The organism is Actinospineispora eucalypti (assembly GCF_039543365.1).
GTDB classification, from domain to species: Bacteria; Actinomycetota; Actinomycetes; order Mycobacteriales; family Pseudonocardiaceae; genus Pseudonocardia; species Pseudonocardia eucalypti.
Genome location: NZ_BAABJP010000004.1, coordinates 133,068 through 149,724 on the forward strand (window position 1 = coordinate 133,068; position 16,657 = coordinate 149,724).

The 16,657-nt window shown below is 70.1% G+C and carries 26 protein-coding genes; 14 read left to right on the top strand and 12 right to left on the bottom strand.

Annotated features, from left to right (window positions below; genetic code table 11):
- The first annotated feature begins 68 nt into the window (after positions 1-68).
- Positions 69-893 carry a mycofactocin-coupled SDR family oxidoreductase gene (locus tag ABEB12_RS05645; RefSeq protein WP_185062707.1) on the top strand — a complete coding sequence of 275 codons (825 nt, stop codon included), beginning with the start codon at positions 69-71 and terminating at the stop codon, positions 891-893.
- A 93-nt stretch (positions 894-986) separates the two neighbouring features.
- On the opposite strand, the gene ABEB12_RS05650 is transcribed toward ABEB12_RS05645, so the two are convergent.
- Positions 987-1,406, bottom strand: a complete 420-nt coding sequence (locus ABEB12_RS05650; RefSeq protein WP_185062708.1) for a DUF2000 family protein — start codon at positions 1,404-1,406, stop codon at positions 987-989.
- Between the two features lie 138 nt (positions 1,407-1,544).
- On the opposite strand from ABEB12_RS05650, the gene ABEB12_RS05655 reads away from it, so the two are divergent.
- The 5 genes from ABEB12_RS05655 (at position 1,545) to ABEB12_RS05675 (ending at position 5,083) form a co-directional block, all read left to right on the top strand.
- The gene (locus tag ABEB12_RS05655) at positions 1,545-2,012 is read left to right on the top strand and encodes an Lrp/AsnC family transcriptional regulator (RefSeq protein ID WP_425572216.1); all 468 of its coding nucleotides are present in this window, start codon (positions 1,545-1,547) and stop codon (positions 2,010-2,012) included.
- 128 nt (positions 2,013-2,140) lie between these two features.
- On the top strand, positions 2,141-2,674 hold the full coding sequence (locus ABEB12_RS05660) for a MarR family transcriptional regulator (RefSeq protein WP_185062709.1): 534 nt from the start codon (positions 2,141-2,143) through the stop codon (positions 2,672-2,674).
- The gene (locus ABEB12_RS05665; protein WP_185062710.1) at positions 2,671-3,822 is read left to right on the top strand and encodes an MFS transporter; all 1,152 of its coding nucleotides are present in this window, start codon (positions 2,671-2,673) and stop codon (positions 3,820-3,822) included. Before ABEB12_RS05660 ends, ABEB12_RS05665 begins: the two co-directional genes overlap by 4 nt.
- Positions 3,823-3,862: 40 nt before the next feature.
- Entirely contained in the window at positions 3,863-4,441 is a 579-nt protein-coding gene (locus ABEB12_RS05670; protein WP_185062711.1) for a hypothetical protein, read from the top strand.
- Between the two features lie 117 nt (positions 4,442-4,558).
- Positions 4,559-5,083 carry a hypothetical protein gene (locus ABEB12_RS05675; protein ID WP_185062712.1) on the top strand — a complete coding sequence of 175 codons (525 nt, stop codon included), beginning with the start codon at positions 4,559-4,561 and terminating at the stop codon, positions 5,081-5,083.
- Between the two features lie 303 nt (positions 5,084-5,386).
- On the opposite strand, the gene ABEB12_RS05680 is transcribed toward ABEB12_RS05675, so the two are convergent.
- The 3 genes from ABEB12_RS05680 to ABEB12_RS05690 all read right to left on the bottom strand — a co-directional run bounded on the left by ABEB12_RS05680 (position 5,387) and on the right by ABEB12_RS05690 (position 6,596).
- The gene (locus ABEB12_RS05680; RefSeq protein WP_425572217.1) at positions 5,387-5,713 is read right to left on the bottom strand and encodes a low affinity iron permease family protein; all 327 of its coding nucleotides are present in this window, start codon (positions 5,711-5,713) and stop codon (positions 5,387-5,389) included.
- A gap of 126 nt (positions 5,714-5,839) precedes the next feature.
- The gene (locus ABEB12_RS05685; protein ID WP_185062713.1) at positions 5,840-5,995 is read right to left on the bottom strand and encodes a DUF6131 family protein; all 156 of its coding nucleotides are present in this window, start codon (positions 5,993-5,995) and stop codon (positions 5,840-5,842) included.
- A gap of 91 nt (positions 5,996-6,086) precedes the next feature.
- Positions 6,087-6,596, bottom strand: a complete 510-nt coding sequence (locus ABEB12_RS05690) for a hypothetical protein (RefSeq protein WP_185062714.1) — start codon at positions 6,594-6,596, stop codon at positions 6,087-6,089.
- A 99-nt stretch (positions 6,597-6,695) separates the two neighbouring features.
- On the opposite strand from ABEB12_RS05690, the gene ABEB12_RS05695 reads away from it, so the two are divergent.
- Entirely contained in the window at positions 6,696-6,923 is a 228-nt protein-coding gene (locus ABEB12_RS05695; RefSeq protein ID WP_185062715.1) for a hypothetical protein, read from the top strand.
- 2 nt (positions 6,924-6,925) lie between these two features.
- Here ABEB12_RS05695 and ABEB12_RS05700 read toward each other — a convergent pair whose 3' ends face one another.
- Together ABEB12_RS05700 and ABEB12_RS05705 are read right to left on the bottom strand one after the other, a co-directional pair.
- Entirely contained in the window at positions 6,926-7,624 is a 699-nt protein-coding gene (locus ABEB12_RS05700; protein WP_185062716.1) for a haloacid dehalogenase type II, read from the bottom strand.
- A gap of 45 nt (positions 7,625-7,669) precedes the next feature.
- Positions 7,670-7,864 (bottom strand): DUF1059 domain-containing protein, encoded by a 195-nt coding sequence (locus ABEB12_RS05705; protein ID WP_185062717.1) that lies wholly within the window; start codon positions 7,862-7,864, stop codon positions 7,670-7,672.
- A 186-nt stretch (positions 7,865-8,050) separates the two neighbouring features.
- Between ABEB12_RS05705 and ABEB12_RS05710 the strand changes: the two genes are divergently transcribed.
- Complete coding sequence (locus ABEB12_RS05710; RefSeq protein ID WP_185062718.1) at positions 8,051-8,281, top strand: cupin domain-containing protein; 231 nt, start codon at positions 8,051-8,053, stop codon at positions 8,279-8,281.
- Here the strand turns inward: ABEB12_RS05710 and ABEB12_RS05715 are convergent.
- On the bottom strand, positions 8,222-8,878 hold the full coding sequence (locus ABEB12_RS05715) for a TetR/AcrR family transcriptional regulator C-terminal ligand-binding domain-containing protein (RefSeq protein WP_185062719.1): 657 nt from the start codon (positions 8,876-8,878) through the stop codon (positions 8,222-8,224). The two genes, ABEB12_RS05710 and ABEB12_RS05715, sit on opposite strands and share 60 nt — an antisense overlap.
- Before the next feature lie 88 nt (positions 8,879-8,966).
- Here ABEB12_RS05715 and ABEB12_RS05720 point away from each other — a divergent pair, with 88 nt between their 5' ends.
- Positions 8,967-10,487, top strand: a complete 1,521-nt coding sequence (locus tag ABEB12_RS05720; RefSeq protein ID WP_345702591.1) for a DHA2 family efflux MFS transporter permease subunit — start codon at positions 8,967-8,969, stop codon at positions 10,485-10,487.
- Positions 10,488-10,490: 3 nt separating this feature from the next.
- Here ABEB12_RS05720 and ABEB12_RS05725 read toward each other — a convergent pair whose 3' ends face one another.
- Genes ABEB12_RS05725 through ABEB12_RS05735 form a run of 3 tightly spaced genes read right to left on the bottom strand, consistent with a single transcriptional unit; the run spans position 10,491 to position 12,162 of the window.
- On the bottom strand, positions 10,491-11,276 hold the full coding sequence (locus tag ABEB12_RS05725; protein WP_345702592.1) for a MerR family transcriptional regulator: 786 nt from the start codon (positions 11,274-11,276) through the stop codon (positions 10,491-10,493).
- Complete coding sequence (locus ABEB12_RS05730) at positions 11,273-11,737, bottom strand: nuclear transport factor 2 family protein (protein WP_185062721.1); 465 nt, start codon at positions 11,735-11,737, stop codon at positions 11,273-11,275. The genes ABEB12_RS05725 and ABEB12_RS05730 overlap by 4 nt, the downstream gene beginning before the upstream one ends.
- A 35-nt stretch (positions 11,738-11,772) precedes the next feature.
- Positions 11,773-12,162, bottom strand: a complete 390-nt coding sequence (locus ABEB12_RS05735; protein ID WP_345702593.1) for a MerR family transcriptional regulator — start codon at positions 12,160-12,162, stop codon at positions 11,773-11,775.
- A 47-nt stretch (positions 12,163-12,209) separates the two neighbouring features.
- Here ABEB12_RS05735 and ABEB12_RS05740 point away from each other — a divergent pair, with 47 nt between their 5' ends.
- Positions 12,210-13,076, top strand: coding sequence for an MBL fold metallo-hydrolase (locus tag ABEB12_RS05740; protein ID WP_185062723.1), 867 nt, complete (start codon positions 12,210-12,212; stop codon positions 13,074-13,076).
- Positions 13,077-13,224: 148 nt separating this feature from the next.
- Here the strand turns inward: ABEB12_RS05740 and ABEB12_RS05745 are convergent, their stop codons facing one another.
- A complete protein-coding gene (locus ABEB12_RS05745) occupies positions 13,225-13,593 on the bottom strand; it encodes an ANTAR domain-containing protein (RefSeq protein WP_185062724.1) in 369 nt (122 codons plus the stop codon).
- 607 nt (positions 13,594-14,200) lie between these two features.
- On the opposite strand from ABEB12_RS05745, the gene ABEB12_RS05750 reads away from it, so the two are divergent.
- The 3 genes from ABEB12_RS05750 (at position 14,201) to ABEB12_RS05760 (ending at position 15,380) form a co-directional block, all read left to right on the top strand.
- Positions 14,201-14,518: a MarR family transcriptional regulator gene (locus ABEB12_RS05750; RefSeq protein WP_185062725.1), complete on the top strand. Its 318-nt coding sequence runs from the start codon at positions 14,201-14,203 to the stop codon at positions 14,516-14,518.
- Between the two features lie 302 nt (positions 14,519-14,820).
- Complete coding sequence (locus ABEB12_RS05755; RefSeq protein WP_185063149.1) at positions 14,821-15,006, top strand: hypothetical protein; 186 nt, start codon at positions 14,821-14,823, stop codon at positions 15,004-15,006.
- A gap of 170 nt (positions 15,007-15,176) precedes the next feature.
- The gene (locus tag ABEB12_RS05760) at positions 15,177-15,380 is read left to right on the top strand and encodes a cold shock domain-containing protein (protein ID WP_185062726.1); all 204 of its coding nucleotides are present in this window, start codon (positions 15,177-15,179) and stop codon (positions 15,378-15,380) included.
- Between the two features lie 143 nt (positions 15,381-15,523).
- On the opposite strand, the gene ABEB12_RS05765 is transcribed toward ABEB12_RS05760, so the two are convergent.
- Positions 15,524-16,183, bottom strand: coding sequence for an HD domain-containing protein (locus ABEB12_RS05765; RefSeq protein WP_185062727.1), 660 nt, complete (start codon positions 16,181-16,183; stop codon positions 15,524-15,526).
- An 83-nt stretch (positions 16,184-16,266) separates the two neighbouring features.
- Between ABEB12_RS05765 and ABEB12_RS05770 the strand changes: the two genes are divergently transcribed.
- On the top strand, positions 16,267-16,611 hold the full coding sequence (locus ABEB12_RS05770; protein ID WP_185062728.1) for a cupin domain-containing protein: 345 nt from the start codon (positions 16,267-16,269) through the stop codon (positions 16,609-16,611).
- Positions 16,612-16,657: the final 46 nt, after the last annotated feature.

Here is a 16,657-nt window from a genome sequence, read left to right on the forward strand (position 1 = left end):
GCGGCATCCCCACCGAACCGCCAAGATCAGGGCCGGACCACACGCGCACACCGCTCGGGAGGACGATCATGGGCAACCTGGAGGGCAAAGTCGCCTTCGTGACCGGAGCCGCTCGGGGCCAGGGCCGCAGCCACGCGGTCCGGTTGGCCCGCGAGGGCGCGGACATCATCGCCGTCGACGTCTGTCGCCAGCTGGAGACCGTGCCCTACCCGATGGCCACCCCGGAGGACCTGGCCGAAACGGTGTCCCAGGTGGAAGCGCTGGACCGGCGGATCGCGGCGGTCCAGGCCGACGTCCGGGACACGAAGGCCCTCGGCGCGGCCGTGCGCGACGGGGTGGCCGAGCTCGGCTCGGTGGACATCGTGCTCGCCAACGCGGGCATCCTCCAGGTCAGCGCGTCCGAGGCGGTCGACCCCGACGCCGTCTTCCGGGAGGTGATCGAGGTGAACCTCACCGGCGTGTGGAACACCGTGCACGTCAGCGCCCCGATCATGATCGAACAAGGCCGCGGCGGCGCGATCGTGCTGACCAGCTCCACCCAGGGCCTCACCGGGCGGGGCGGCGACGGCGGGCCCGAGATGAGCGGCTACTGCGCGGCCAAACACGGAGTGGTCGGGCTGATGCGGAGCTTCGCCAACTGGCTGGCCCCGCACAACATCCGGGTGAACACCGTGCACCCCACCGGGGTCAACACCGACATGATCATGAACGAGGCGGTCGGCGCGGCGATGGCGGCCCGCCCGGAGGCGGCCGGCGCGCTCACCAACCTCATGCCGGTGGACATGGTCGAGCCGATCGACATCAGCAACGCCATCGCCTGGCTGGTCTCCGACGCCGCCCGCTACGTCACCGGGGTCACCCTGCCGGTCGACGCCGGCTTCTGCGTCAAGTAGTCAACTCAGCGGCTCGTTCTCGGCTATCTCGGTGAGCCGCTCGCGCGGCTCGCCGGCGACCGGCGCGCCGAGCACCGCGTTGCCGACCGAACCCTAGCGGAGCAGTGGTAGCGAGCCGACGAGTTTGTTGACCTGCTTGCGCGGGCCGTAGAGGCCGACACCGACGCTGGCCAGGCCGGCGGTCGGGGTGGCCGCCATCTTGTCGATGTACTCCTCGTAGGTCCGGCAGGCCTGGGCCAGGGAGCTGAAGCTGGCAAAGAACATCCGCTCCTGCGCCGCGGCGGCCTGGACGATGACATCAACGCGCTCGCGCGGCGCCACCAGGATCGGCAGCGGGGTGTGGATGATGCCGGGGTGGGTCAAGCCGTCGGCGTCCTTCACGTCCACGCCGACGAGCCCTTCGATGCGATGCCCCATGGTCAGCGAGAGCACGCTCGCCGCGTTGACCGCGAGTCCCGTGGGCAACTCGCCGCTGACCACGATCGCGCACTTGGACTCTGTCTGGCCTGTCATACGTTCGCCCTCATCTCAGCATGCACGGATGTCGTGCCCATACCTAGCAGCCACCGCGAATACTCGACTGCATTACTGCGATAGATTCGGCTAATCGCCAAATATCTCGAATTCTGAACGGACTCGGAGGGGCCGACGATGGTGCTGGACGAACTGGACACGGCGTTGCTGACGCTCATGCAGGAGGACGCCCAGCTGACGAACAAGGAACTGGCCGCCCGGCTGCACGTGGCCCAGTCCACCTGCCTGGATCGCATCCGCCGGCTGACCAAGCGCGGCATCCTGCGCGGCCGGCACGCCGACGTGGACCTGCGGAAGATCGGCCGAGGCACCCAGGCGCTGGTGGCCGTGCAGCTGCGCCCGCCGGACCGGAAGGTGATCGAGTCGTTCCAGGCCTTCGTGACTGGCCTACCCGAGGTGCTGTCGTACTTCGTCATGTCCGGCAGCGACGACTTCCTGCTGCACATCGCGGTGGCCGACAACGATCAGCTCAGCGCCTTCATCCTGGACCGCCTCACGCAACGGCGGGAGATCGTGCACGTGCGGACCTCGGTGATCTTCAGCCACGTCCGGCGTTCCGTGGTCATGCCCCTGCCGGACTCGTGAACCGGCAACCCGCGCGGGCAGCGGACTCGAGCAGACGACGCTGGTGGCGACGGCACCGAGACCGCTGATCCGGCCGGTGATGGGCCAAGTATTTGCCTGCGTCAGTCAAATGATGCATCGTGATGGGCATGGCCCGACTGGAGAACCTGCTGGGCGCATTGGCACTGAGCGTCAGCGACACCGTGCTGCGCCCGGGACCGGCCGCCGAAGGCACGGCGCTGACGAGCTCCGAGCGCGCGGCGTTGGTGACCTTGCGCGCGCATCCGGGACGTGGGTTGGGCTGGCTCGGCGAGGTGCTCGGGCTCACCAGCTCCGGCGTCACCCGGCTGGTCGCCCGGCTGGTGCGAGCCGGCCTGGTCAGCTCGGGCACCGCCGCCGACGCTCGGGCACGCGTCCTGAGGTTGACGCCGGAGGGCGTGCGACGGGCCGAACTGGTCCTCACCCACCGGCGGAGGGCCATCGACCACGTTGTCGCCGTGCTCTCCCCCGCCGAGCGGGTGGTGTTCGAAGGTCTGCTGGACAAGATCGTCGCGGCCGCGGCGGCGGACCTGCCCGAGGCGCTGCGGGTGTGCCGGATGTGCGACCGCGCGGCGTGCGGAGCCGGCCGGGAGTGCCCGCTCGCCCCGGTCGCCGCCGGCCGAGCCGAACCCGGCGGCCGATGACCGGCTCCCGGCCGGACGTCCGGGTGGCAACCTGGCGGGTGGTGGTCCCGGGCACCGGGATGATCGCGGTCACCTTCGGGCTCGCTCGCTACGGCTACGGCCTGCTGCTGCCCGACATGCACCGCGAACTGGGCATCGACCCACGCGCCGGAGGACTGATCGCGTCCGGCGCCTACCTGTCCTACCTGGCCGGGACCGCCTTCGTGGTGTGGGGGATCGCCCGGTTCGGCACGCGGGCCCCGATCGCGGTCGCGGCGGCGCTCGCGGCGGCCGGCATGGCCACCGTCGCCACCGCGCACGGCCCGGTCCAGGTCGCGGCCGGGGTGTTGGTCGCCGGGGCATCGGCCGGCCTGGCCTTCCCGCCGTACGCCGACGTGGTGGCCCGCGAGCTGCCGGCCGAACGGCGTGCGGTGCCCTGGACGACGATCAGCTCCGGTACCGGTTGGGGTGTCGCGCTGGCCGGGCCGGTAGCCATCGCGTTCGGCGTGCACTGGCGCCTGGCCTGGTTGGTGTTCGCCGGGCTCGCCGCGGTGGCCGGCGTGGTCGCCGTGCTGGTCACTCCCCCGGGGCGTGCGCCGTCGTCGGCCCGGTTGCCCCGGTTGAGCTGGAGCTGGTTCGTCTGCCCGCGTTCGCGGCCGCTGCTGGTCGGCGCGGTACTCATCGGGGCGGGCAGCTCGGTGTGGTGGGTGTTTGCGGTGGACGCACTGCGCGCCGCCGGGGTGGGGCCGGATGCGGCGCGGATCTCCTTCGTCGCCTGCGGGATCGCCGGTGTGCTCGCCTCGCTGACCGGGACGCTCACCCGCCGGATCGGGTTGCGACGCGGGTATCTCGCGCTGTGCCTGGCGCTGGCGTGCGCCGTCGCCGTGTGGGGCTTCACCAGCTCGAACACCGCCGCGATCATCGCGGCCGCGGCGTTCGGCGTCTCCTACAACGCCGTCGTCGGCACCCACGGGCTGTGGAACGCCGACGTGTTCGCCACCCGTCCGTCGGCCGGACTGGCGGCGGTCAACACCGCGCTGACCGCCGGCATGATCACCGGGCCGGCCCTCGGCGGACTGGTGATCCACGTCTACGGCTACCCCTCCGCGTTCCTGGCCGCCTCGGGGGTCATCGCCCTGGCCATGCTCCAGCCACCCGGCAAGCGGTGACGAGGTTGTTTCGGCCGGGAAAGGGGGTATCGCATCCCATGTGCTGAACTTGTCGGTGTTGTACAAAGCGCCGGTCGAGTCGCTTCCGTCGATCGTCGCGACCGGCCTTCTACCGGAAACCCCGGACAAAGAGACCCAACAAACCAACCAATACCTTGATCAATGGCGCCCGGCCGAATTGGTCGATCAAGTCCCACAACGACAAAAAAGTATCTACTGCTATTTGGGAATCAACGGTTGCGTGCTCGACGTGGATTCCGGCGAGCTGGTCAGGCAGAGTCATTGGCAGGCCGGCCCGGGCACCGTGCGGCTGCGCCTGGTGACGCCGCCCGAGACGGCCTTCGTCAGCGACCTCACCGCCTACGACCAGGTGCGCAGCCACCTCGCGAGGGACCGGAGTGATCCCCGTCTGCCGACGTTGGCCCGTCGGTACTGGTTCCGGTTGCTGAACGCCGCCGTCGTGCGCGACCACTACCGAATCGACCAGGGCGCGATCGTGGCCGCTCCCTCCTGTCCGCCCGGTCTGCCCAAGCACCTGCGGAGGGTGGAGGTGCTGCTCGCCTCGAAGGTGGGTAGCACCGACATCCAGACCCTCAGCGGACGGCCGATCATGGCCTGAGCGCGGGCTCGTCGCGGGGCGGCAACACGCAGAACTCAGTCACGGGCCAACACCGCCCATCCCCCGACGCGGTAAACGCCGGTGTTTACCGGTCCCGGTTGCGGGCATGCACGGAACATGGCTCAAACCAAAACCGACCGAACCGCGGCCGAACTGGCGCGGCGACGGAACACCCTGCGCAAACGGCAGACCGGCGCGGAGCGCACCGGCCGTCAGGTCACCGAGCTGGACAAGGCCCTCGAACGCAACACCGTGCAGGCCGGCGAACAGGAGGCCGAGCTGCGGACCACCCTGGACCGCGTGGCCATGCTCAAGAAGACGATCAAGGCCGGCAAGAAGCACCGCGACAAGCTGCGCACCGCCCGCAAGAAGGCCCGCGACCGCGACGCCGACGCCCGCCAACGGGCTTCCACCGCCGAGGCCAAGTACGACAAGGCCGTCATGGCGGACATGGTGCGCCGGGAAAAGCAGCGCGACCTCGCCCAGCACGACCCCCGGGCCGGCGTTGCCTCCGTGCCCGAGCTGACCGAGTCCCAGCCGGCCGCCGCCCTGCCACCCGCCGGCGGCGACATCGCACGGGAGACACAGGCCCGCAAGACCGCCACCCGCGCCAAGCCCCGGAAGCCGACCACGACCCTCTGACCGCCCCGGCACCTGGTACCCCCGGCGCTAGGTGTACTGCCCCGGGAGGTTGCACGGAGTTGAAGGTCGCCTGGACGATACGGCGGGCAGTTCCGCCGCGGCCACGGTCCAGCCTCGTGTGTGCCACACGGGCGCCGGTAACCGGACACTTCTTGATCATCAGGCAGTCGGGGTCATTGTCGGCCACCACAATCACGCTGACTGCCTGATGATCACCGATCACCTGGTCACCATGACATCCGGGCCGCCGCGCACGGGGAGGCCGTCACCTCATCCTCGGGCGGCCGGGGCCTGCCTCATCCGCTACTGGCAACGGCGGGCCGGGGCCAGGCGGGTGGGTGATCGTCGTTTCTGGCGGTAGAGCCGCGCTCCGGTGGCCTTGATCGCTGCTCGTGGCGGCACAACCGCGAAAAGCGCGGCCACACCGCCCGAGACGACGATCACCCACCGCCTGGCCCCGGCCCAGCAACCACCGACAGCGTCAAAGACAACGCGGGGCGGCCAGGGGCCCTGCTGACCAGCAGGGAACACCACGATCGTGGTGATGGTGTTGATCACCAGTTGCCAGGTGTCGGTGCTGTCCAGGATCAGCAACGACGGCGCCCAGAGCAGCACGCACAACAGGGACAACGCCGGATGCGGCGAGGTGCCCAGCGCCAGCGGCGCGGCGCCAACCGACCTCGGGCGCCCGTCCTCGGGACCAACCAGAAGGGACTCAACACCGATCGTGCGAAGCGCCGCTCCGCTGATAACGGGTCAGTAGTACCACTTTCGACCGGCCAATGGGCGGCCCACGGCGCCGAGCAGGAGCAGGATCAGGCCGACAACCAGCAGAATACTACCCACCGTGGAGATGATGGGAATGTGAGTAATCCAGCCGACCAGCAGGAGAATAATTCCGAGAATAATCATTTCTTCTCCGCTCCGGAATTGTAGTCGAAACGACGTTACCCCGGCCGACCGACGCTAAAACGGCACGCCACTCTCCGTAGTTGCTGCCCGGTCAGGCCCTGGTCAGCAGCGAACGCTTCGGGCGGCTGAGCTCGAGCGCGGCCCCGATCGCCGAGACCAGCGCGCCGACCAGCGCGAACCAGAACCCGCTCCCGGTGAAGGTCGCCGCGCTGATGCCGAGACCGGAGGCACCCGCTTCCTGGATCTCGCTCTCCAGGGCATTGAACGGCACCAGGTAGGCGAGCGCGATGAACGCCGAGCAGGCCAGAACCACAATTCCGGCTGTCCGCTGCCCGCCTCGCCCCAGCGTCACCACCATCACGTACACGCCCACGGCCAACGTGACCAACGCCGCCAGCGGCACGAACGGGATCAGCGCCAACGAGGCGTACTCCGAGGCCAGTTCGTTCAACGCGGGCGCGGCGACCTCGCCCACCAGCGGCACCTTCGCCACCGGTAGGAGCAGGTAGGCCAGCCCGATGAGCAGGGCACCGAGCACGACGAGCACGCCCCCGGGGTCCACCGCCTTCGAGACCCGGTTGGTTCGTCGGAAGATACTCATAATCCCTGGCTACCCCGTCGGCAACGGCGCAACCCCGGTGAACAACCGCCGGTCACATTTCGCCGCATACCGGGGCGCTGCCGGGGTAGTCCACCAGGTATGGACGACAGCGGGACCACGCATCTCTCGGCCGAGACCCTGCTCGCGGGCACCGACCTGCCCGGCCCGCTGTGGAGCCTGCCCGCGGCCCGCCGCATGGCCGCCGCGATCTCGGCGGACGCCCACGCCGATGTACTGCCCATCATCGAGGCACTCACGCTGATCGACCGGGTGTGGCAGCACACGGAGGAGCCGCGCGACCGGCCGCACCGGTTGGACCAGTGCTGAGCTCAGCAGCCGAGCCGGTCGGCGAGGTCGCGGAGGTCCCGCACGTGCAGCGTGGTCGCCGGCTCCGGTGACACGTCCTTGCCGTCCGGGCCGAACTCCAGCGGCCGCTCGACGTAGGCGGTGAGCAACCCGTGGCTGCGCGCACCCTCGAGGTCGTCGTGGTGGGCCGCCACCATCAGCACCCGGGACGGCTCGACGCCGAACACCCGCCCGACCCCCAGATAGGTGGCGGGGTCGGGCTTGTAGCGCTGGAAGTTCTCCGCCGACAGGATGCAGTCCCACGGCAGCCCGGCGTGCTTCGCCATGCGGGTGAGCAGCCCGATGTTGCCGTTGGAGAGCGTGCTGATCACGTAGCGCCGCTTCAGCCGGGTCAGCCCCTCGACGGAGTCCGGCCACGGCCGCAGGCGGTGCCAGGCACCGGTGAGGTGTCGCTTCTGCTCCTCGTCCAGCTCGTGCACGCCGAACTCGTCCAGGCATTCCTCGAGCATGATGCGGTGCAGTTCGTCGAGCGGCGCCCAGCCCAACTCACCGGCGGCGACCCGCCGCAGCGTCGGGGCGTACCGGGCCCGCCACGCGAGCGCGAACCGGCTGCCGTCGACCGGCAGCCCGAGCTCCGTCACCTCCGCCGCGACACTGGAATGCCAGTCCACCACCGTGCCGAACACATCGAACGCAAGAACGTCTACCCCGGCGAGATCCATGTCCTATCTTCACCCGGGCGGCCCGCCGTCGCGCAGCTTGCTCAGTCAGGTTGCGGCCTCCGCCGGTTCGCGCAGGGCCGCGCGCAGGCCGGCGCGCAGTTCTTCACCGTCGGCGTGCCCGTGCACGTCGACGGCATGCGCCATGCCGGCTCGCAGTACCTCGGCCTCCTCCCCGATCAGCGTCAGGGTGCAGCCGGACTCGCTGGGGAACTCACGACAGTCGAGCATCTTCCGGGCCATGGCGGCCTCCCAGATATTGAGCGAACTGTGAGGTGGCTCACCATAGAAGGCCGGTCGGCCGAGCGTGAGCGGCCTTTCGGGTGGACTCGTCCTACCCCCTCGACCGTTAGGCGCCGTGCCCCACAGGGCGGCTCCACCTACCTCGGCCTGGCCCCCCGGATCGCCGGCAAACAGATGATGCCGTTCGTGCTCTACCCGCCGCGGACCGCGGCCCGGTGCACCTTCAAGGAGCACCACGGGGACGAGTTCGTGGTGGTGCTGTCCGGCGAGGTCGAGCTGCGGTTCCCGGACCGGGTGGAACGGCTGGCCGCCGGTGACTCGGCCTACTTCCGGGGCGGAGTGCCGCACTACCTGAGGTCACTCGGCCCCGAACCGGCCGAGGTCCTGGCCGTGATCACGGCCCCTCCCGCGAACTGAGGCTCCCGGGGCGACCACCAGTGGCAGCAGGACCTCGTCGACGATCCCGTTCACCCGCGAAGGCGGGATCGGGCCGGTACTGAGCAGGAACGTCATGAACAGCAGGTGGGGGCCGGCGGTGGCCACGTTCTGGGTGAGCGCCCCGGGGCGGACCTCCCCCCGGACCACGCCCCGGCGCAGGATCTCGAAGAACGGCGCGCCCAGCCGGGTGAGCAGGTGCTCACGCAGCCGCTCCACCAGCTCGGGGTGTTGGACGGCGGCGGCGACCAGGTTGCGGGCGAGCGCGCCGTTGGGGCCGTTGAGGTCCTCGGCGCCCTGGGCGAGCACCGCGATCAGCTGATCACGCAGGTCACCGGTGTCAGGGGGAACCACCAGATCGGGCATCGAGTGGCTGACCGCGTCCGCGACCAGCTCGGGCAGTGCGGACCAGTAGCGGTATATCGAGGCCCGGCCGGCCCCGGCACGGGCCGCGATGCCATCCACGGTCAGGTTCGCGTACCCGGACTCCACCAACTCGTCCAGCGCGGCCCGCCGGATGGCGTCCAGCAGCTCCTCGCCTCGGCGGCGACGTCGTGCGGCGTCTCCTTTAATATTCATTTCTGGCTACTATTGAGATCATGCCGTACTCTATCTGGGTATGGCGACGGGGTTGCGTGGTCGATCCCAAGAGGCCTCCAGAAACTGGGTGGTCCCGCTTGCGGTGCTGATCACCGGCATGTTCATGTCGCTGCTGGACATGAGCATCATCAATGTTGCCCTGCCCACCATGGCGCGCGACTTCGCGGTCACCAACGAGGACATCGAGTGGGTGGCCACGGCCTACACGCTGGCCCTCGGGGTCGTCGTGCCGCTGTCCGGCTGGCTGGGTGACCGGGTCGGGCTGGCGCGGGTCTACACGGCGTCGATGATGCTGTTCGCGCTGGCGTCCGCGCTGTGCGGCCTCGCCTGGGACCTGGGCAGCGAGATCCTGTTCCGCGTCCTGCAGGCGGTGCCCGGCGGCGTGCTCCCGGTGGCCACGCTGTCCATGGTCTACAAGATCGTGCCGCGCGAGCAGATCGGCACGGCGATGGGCATGTACGGCATCGGCGTGGCGTTCGCCCCAGCCATGGGGCCGACCCTGGGCGGGTACCTGGTGGAGTACGTGGACTGGCGGCTGATCTTCTTCATCAACGTGCCGCTCGGCGTGGTCGGCGCGGTGGCCGCCCACCTGCTGCTGCCACCGATCGGCGCCGCGCAACGGGTGCCGTTCGACTGGTGGGGGTTCCTCACCGGCGGATACGGCCTGTTCGCGCTGCTACTCGCCACCTCGGAGGGCGAGTCGTGGGGCTGGGACTCCTACCCCATCCTGCTGCTGGCGACCTCCGGCCTGTTCAGCCTCGCGCTGTTCGTGGTGATCGAGCTGGAGGTCGAGCACCCGCTGATCGAGGTCCGGGTGTTCGCGCACTGGACCTTCGTGAACTCGCTGCTGCTGATCTGCGTGCTCTCCGTGGGCCTGTTCGCGTTGCTGTTCTACGTGCCGCTGTACCTGCAGGACGTGCAGGGCATCCAGCCCCTGCGCACCGGGCTCATCCTGCTGCCCGAGGCGCTGGTCATGGGCGCGCTCATGCCGGTGGCCGGCAAGCTCTACGACCTGGTCGGCCCGCGCTGGCCGGCGATGGTCGGGCTGGCCGTCGCCGCCTACGGCACCTACCTGCTGTGCGGCATCACCCCGGACACCCCGGAAGGCGACATCGTCCTGTGGACCTGCGTCCGCGCCGCCGGGAACGGCCTGGCCCTGATGCCGATCATGACCGCCGGCCTGGCCGCGATCCCCGCCGCCCACGCCAGCTCGGGCAGCGCCGTGAACAACATCGCGCAGCGGGTGTCCTCGGCGCTCGGCCTCGCCGGGCTCACTGTGATCGTCAGCAACCACGCCGACCAGCTGCTCGCCGACCGAACCGCCCTGCTGCCGGCCACCACCGACCTGCCCGAGCTGGACGCGCTGCTCGAGCAGGGGCCGGTGGGGCTGTACGCGCTGTACCGGGAACTGCAGGGCGCCGTGATCACCTCGGCCTACGCCGACGCGTTCCTGGTCTGCACCCTCATCACCATCGGCGGGGTGTTCCTCGCCGCCATCATGCGCAAGCCGACCGAGCCCGCCCCGGCCGACGCACCAGCGGTCGAGCCGCAACCGACCCACCGGCGCGAACACCTGGCGGTCCACTGACCGTCACCGCGGTCGGCCGAGTTGCCGGAACGGGACGACCACCTCGACGAGGGAGGGCTCGTACTTCTCGATCACCGGCCCGACCGCGGCGGCGCCGAGCCGTCCGAGGGTGTCGAAGGCCGCGCTGTAGGCCAGCGGAAGACCCGCCGGACTCCCCTGATGGAGGACGCTGATCGCGCGACCTCCGGGCAGCAGTTCGGTCCCGGCGGGATCGGGAGACCCCTCGGCGACGGTGGCGAACACGAACCCGCTCACCTGGTCGGTGATGTCGAGCGGGAACGCGGCCCCCCACGGCCCCGCCCGGGGTCGGCCGCCGCGCCGCAGCGCGGAACGCAGCGTGGCGATCGCCCGTGTGACGCCGGCCTCCAGCTCGGCGGCCGGCAGGGAGAAGCGCAGCGCGGCGACCTCGCACGGGGCCAGATCCACGACCCGCGCCCGATAGGCCCTCGGCGGTCCTTCCGCGAGGAGCTCGTCGAGACCGCGCAGCCGCTCGCGGCCGCGCTCGATCTGTGCCGAGGCGCGCTGCCTCTCCCGGGCCAACGCGGTGGCCGCCTCGGCCCCGCCGAGGAGGACATCCGCGATGGCGTCCGGCGCCACGCCGAGCGACCGCAGGCGGGAGATCAGCACCGCGACCGGTAGCTGGTCGACCGTGTAGCGCCGGTACCCGGTGCCCGGGTCCACGACGGCCGGGACGAGCAGGCCGATCTTGTCGTAGTAGCGCAGGGTCGACTCGGGCAGCCGTGACCGGCGCGCGAACTCGCCGATCATCAGCTCGGTCCGCACGGTCACGACCGGGACGGGACGGTCAGGTCGATGCTGGGGCGCCGGGCAACGATCGCGGCGACGCCGGCGGGTTGGATGCCGAGCGCGAGCAGGGCGGCGGCCCGGTCGAAATGCTCGCGGTACGTGTGGCACAACCCGCGCGCGGTCTCGAACACCGACACCCCGGGGAAGGTGAGCGTGCGGCCGGCGCTCGCCGGGACCGCCTCGCTCACGGTGAACGTGAAGGTCCACTCCCCGACGGTGCACTCCCGGTCCGCCACCACCCGGGTCATGGTCCACTCGTGGCGGTCGCCTTCGGAGTACATCCGGTCGAACAGCGAGCGGATCTGGTCGTGACCGGCGAACGTCCCGTAGAACAGGTCCCGGTAGGTGGCGTCGGGGGCGAAGCAGGCGAGCACGGCGTCAGTGTCGCGGGTGTTGAACGCGGCGGCGAAGCGGTCGGCCACGGAGGCTGGGTTGGTCTGCATGGCCACCGAGGTTCGGCCTTCGAGTCGGGTGAGAGTCAAGGGCGTTCGAACTCGCGCTTGAAGTCGGGGCAGTCCACCAGCGGTTCGTGGGTGCAGGTGGCCGCGTGCCGGAGGCTGGCGTGCATCCGGGTCAGCCGGGCGATGTCCTCCTCGAGCTCGCGCGCCTTGGTCGCCAGCCGGGCCCGCAGCTCCGTGTCCTCGGGTGTGGCCCGCAGGAACCGGGCGATCTCGGCGATCGTGAACCCGGCGCCGCGGGCGCAGGCGATGAACGTCAGGCGCCCGAGAACGTCCGGCTCGTAGGCGCGGCGCAGGCCGTTGCGACCGGCGGGAGCGATGAGTCCGCGCCGCTCGTAGAACCGCAGCGCGGACGGTGCCAGCCCGGACCGTTCGGCCACCTCGGCGATATCCAGCAGTTCCCCGATCACCATCGCTCCTTGACTTGAACCGCGCTTCAAGTACCAGGCTAGCCGCTATGACCATTCACCACCTCAACTGCGGTTCGGTCCGCCAGATCGAGGCCACGTACGACGGCCCGCCCCCGACGCACGCCGTGAACCACTGCCTGCTGGTCGAGACCGACGGCCACGGACTGGTCCTGGTCGACACCGGCCTCGGACTCGGGGACGTGCGCGACCCGCATGCCACCCTCGGCGCGGACTGGGTCGCGTTGTCCCAGCCCGTCCTGGCCGAGGAGGAGACCGCCGTGCGCCAGGTCGCCCGGCTGGGATTCGCCACCGAGGACGTGCGCCACATCCTCCTCACCCACCTCGACGTCGACCACTGCGGCGGCCTGCCCGACTTCCCGGATGCCCAGGTCCACGTCCTGGCCGCCGAGCTCGACGCGGCCGTCGCCGAGGCGCCCAGCTACCGCTACCGGCCGGCCCACTGGGCGCACCACCCGCGCTGGGTGCCGTACCCCGTCGACGACGGCGAGGACTGGTTCGGCTTCACCTCGCTGCCGGTCCGGGGCCTTCCGCCGGAGTTCCGGCTGGTCCCGCTGGGTGGCCACACCGCCGGGCACACCGGGGTCGCCGTGCACGGGGACGGCCGCTGGCTGCTGCACTGCGGCGACGCCTACTACTACCACCGTGAGCTGGACACCCACCCGGAGGCGCATCCGCTGCTGGACATCGTCCAGGCCCGCTCGGAGGTCCATCGCGACCTGCGGCTCGGCACCCAGGCCCGGCTGCGCGAGCTGGTGCGCGACCACCGCGACGAGGTCACCGTCATCAGCGCCCACGACCCGTGGGAGTTCGAGCGCCGCCGCGGCGCCTCGACCGGAGAACGGTCAGCGGCGGCTGCTCGGAGCGCCAGTCCAGGAATCGCGCCACGTGACTGACGCAGCGCTCACGTTCCTCGTCGGTCTGGCGGTGCCGGCGGGCCAGCCAGGCAATGAACCCGGCGACCGTGGCATCGACCGACGGAGCATCCCCCGGGGTGGCCATGGTCATCTCTCTCCTGCCGGGCGTGCGGATGGTGCGGTGGGCTCAAACGGTGGCTCTCGGCCGGTCGCGGGTCGCCAGCCGCTGCCACATTGCCCGCGCGACCTCGGCGGCGCGGTAGTCGCCGGCGGGGGCGGGCAGCCCGGAGGGTTGTTCGACCGGTTCGTTGCCGAGGTACTCGACCAGGGCGACCGCGAGTGCGCGCAGCTTGACGTTGTGGTTCTGGCTGGTCTCGCGCAGCATCCGCCAGGCCTCGGTACTCCCGAGGCCGGTGGCGGCGACGATCGCGCCCTTGGCCTGTTCGATGATCGCCCGGCTGGTGAGCAGCCGCAGCACGTGTTCGGGACCGTCGGCGGCGGTGGCGTTGGTGACCGCGATCGCCGCCTCGACCAGCTGCTTGTAGCGGTCGAGCACGTCCAGGGTGTGTTCGTCGGCGGGCTTGGCAGCGTGCAGGACAGCAGGATGGTGCTCTGCTCCAGGTGCCCGACCGGGAGAACCGCCATGCCCTGGATCCGCGCCCACGCCCCGGCCTGCTCAGGCAACAGCGCGGTCACCGCCTCGCGGGTCAACCCCGGCCAGCGCGGATCCGACCAAAGGTCGGCGACCACGATCGGCAGGCCCGTGGTGATGGCATCGGGGACCGGCCCCCCGAGCCGTTCGGCCTGGGCCTCGACGAGTCCGGCCCCGTCGCCGAGGGTGATCAACCGCAGCACGCCGTGCTCCGACAATGTGCTCACCGACAGCGATACCGGCGGCGGATCACCCATCGCGGCATGGATCCGCACCAAGATCGTATGCAGCAGCCGCTTGAGTGGCGCCCAGTCCGGCGACACCAGGCCCTGGTCCACCGCAACACCCCCGACTCGGCCGAAACACGCTGACCCGGCGCCTCGCGACCGGTTACCAGCAGCGTAAGGAGGCCACCGTTACACGTCAAGAATTACACGCAAATTATTACGTGTATGAGGGATCGTGTGCTTCGACTCGCGCGTATGAACTCGCGGGTCTAAGCTCACGGAGCATGTCCGCGGGTGAGCAACAGGGAAACTGGACCTTGCTGACCGCGCACGGCCGCACGCTGGTGGCGATCGCGCAGGACCCGGACGCGCGGATGCGCGACCTCGCCGCGGTGATCGGGGTGACCGAGAGAACCGTGCAGGCGATCGTGGCCGACCTGGAAGCCGCCGGCTACGTGACCCACACCCGGGTCGGACGGCGCAACAGCTACACGGTCGACGAAACTCGCCCGTTCCGCCATCCCGCCCAGGACGGCCACCTGGTCGGTCCACTGCTGGACCTACTCGCCGGACACGCGTCCCACGAACAGCTCACCCAGTAGCAGACCGAGACAGCTGATACCTGGGACTGGAAGCCAGCCCCGCGGCTTTCCAGGTCGGCGCCGCGCCTCGGCATGCCGCCACGTAGTGTTGGACCGCGACCGTCCGGCGCCGCTCCAGCGGCCCCGATGTCGCACTCGGACTTCGGAGGGACCGGCAGGATCCGGGTCGACCAGCGACGGCCGAACCCCCATCATCGCGAGCCGCACGGCAGTGACGGTCTCGCTAGGAGAGCCATGCCGGACAACTCCCCGCCTCGCCATGAGCAGGACCGCTGATCAGCATGGCGCACCGACCTCTCAACGTGCAGAAGACGCCGAACGAAGATACCCGCCACGCCCGGGCACAAGCCGTCCATGAGCACAATCTCGCGATCCAGAACGACAAAGCCGCGCAGGTCATCGCGTCCCACGCCAGCGGCATCGACGACTGCATCGAGCTGCTGGCGATGCTCGGGCTCGACGCTCACGCGGCCAAACGCCGGCGCTAGAGCGTGATCCGTACAATTGGTGGCAGGTCGTTCAGTTTCGGTGCGTGTGCAGTGCACGTTCGCGGGAACAGTCTGGATCCCGCGCCGCATCCCATTTGCCGGTCAGCGTTACCAGGCTCGGCCGGGCCCCACACAGGGTGAGGCCCACCAACCTGCTAGGAGCAGACCACATGGCACAGGGAACCGTGAAGTGGTTCAACGGCGAAAAGGGCTTCGGCTTCATCGCCCAGGACGGCGACGGACCGGACGTCTTCGTGCACTACTCGGAGATCGACGGCGCCGGCTTCCGCAGCCTCGATGAGGGACAGCGCGTCGAGTTCACCATCGGCCAGGGCGCCAAGGGACCGCAGGCCACCGCCGTCCGCGCCGTCTGAGCCACCGCCGGCCCCGTGCCGGCGACAGGAGCCGAGCGGCAGCGCAGTCACCTTCCGATCATGGTGTGGGGACTGGGCTGCCGCTCGGCGACCAGGGCCGGCACGGCTCGCAATGGAGTGAGCCGGAGTTTGAAGGTGCTCCCTCAGGCGATGCCCTGCCAGGCGGACGTGGCGAACATGTCGTCCCAGCTGGGCAGGCCGGCGGAGGGCCGCATCCGGTGGACGAGGTCGGCGGGGAATGTCCCCGGCACGGCCTTGCTGGGCCTGGCGACCGCCTGGTCGATGATCGTTTCGGCGATGGCCTGTTCGATTCCCAAACGGGGATAGACGGCGTGTACGGCCTCGGCCAGGCCGGGGGCCAGCTCGTCGGTCCGCTGGCCGAAGACGTCGATGAACGTGCCGGCCTGCAGCAGTCCGATCTCCGGGCGTTTGCGGTTCGGGATGCCCGGGGTGGTGTGCAGAGCGATGGCGTCCCACACGACCTCGATCCGGTCGCTGCTCATGCCGTGCTCCCGCAGGAACCGGACCGCGAGGTCGGCCCCGTCAACCTCGAAGCGGTCGGCGCCGTTGCCTTCTTCGGTCAGCCCGAGGTCGTGCAGGACGGAACCGACGAACAGCAGTTCCTCGTCGTAGTCGGCTCCCGCCTTGAGCCCCGACGCCTCGCCGGTCGCCCGGGCGAAGTAGAAGGCCCGAATGCTGTGGTTGGCCAGCGCCGTGGCCTCGATCGTCTGCGCGTACCGCCACGCCTCGCGGCAGAGCTCGGTATCGGGAATGTCCAGCGTGATGGAAGATTGGTCAGGCATAGGACGAGCCTGCTGCGGATACCTGGAAGGCAGCAAGGACGCGCATCCCACGTTTTCGGACATCGGCGAGGAGTGATCGGAACATGCGGAAACTCTCTCTGGACGCGCTCGCGCGCGAGCAGCTCGAGGTCGCCAAGAACAGCTCGAGCCACCGAGGCGCGCGCACCGTGTTCGGGGGCCACGAGCACATGCTGAGACAGACCCTCATCGCGCTCGACGCCGGCAGCCAGCTCGCCGAGCACGACAACCCGGGCGAGGCGACCCTGCACGTGCTGCGCGGGAGGGTGCGGCTCAGCTCCGGAGAGGAGTCCTGGGACGGCCGCCAGGGTGACCTGCTCATCGTCCCCCAGGCGCCGCACAGCCTGGAAGCACTCGAACCCGCCGCGGTGCTGCTCACCGTGGCGAAGAGCCGCGACCGCCAAGGCTGATCCCCCACGATCCCGCCGAACCACGGATGGAACGATCGATCCAGTA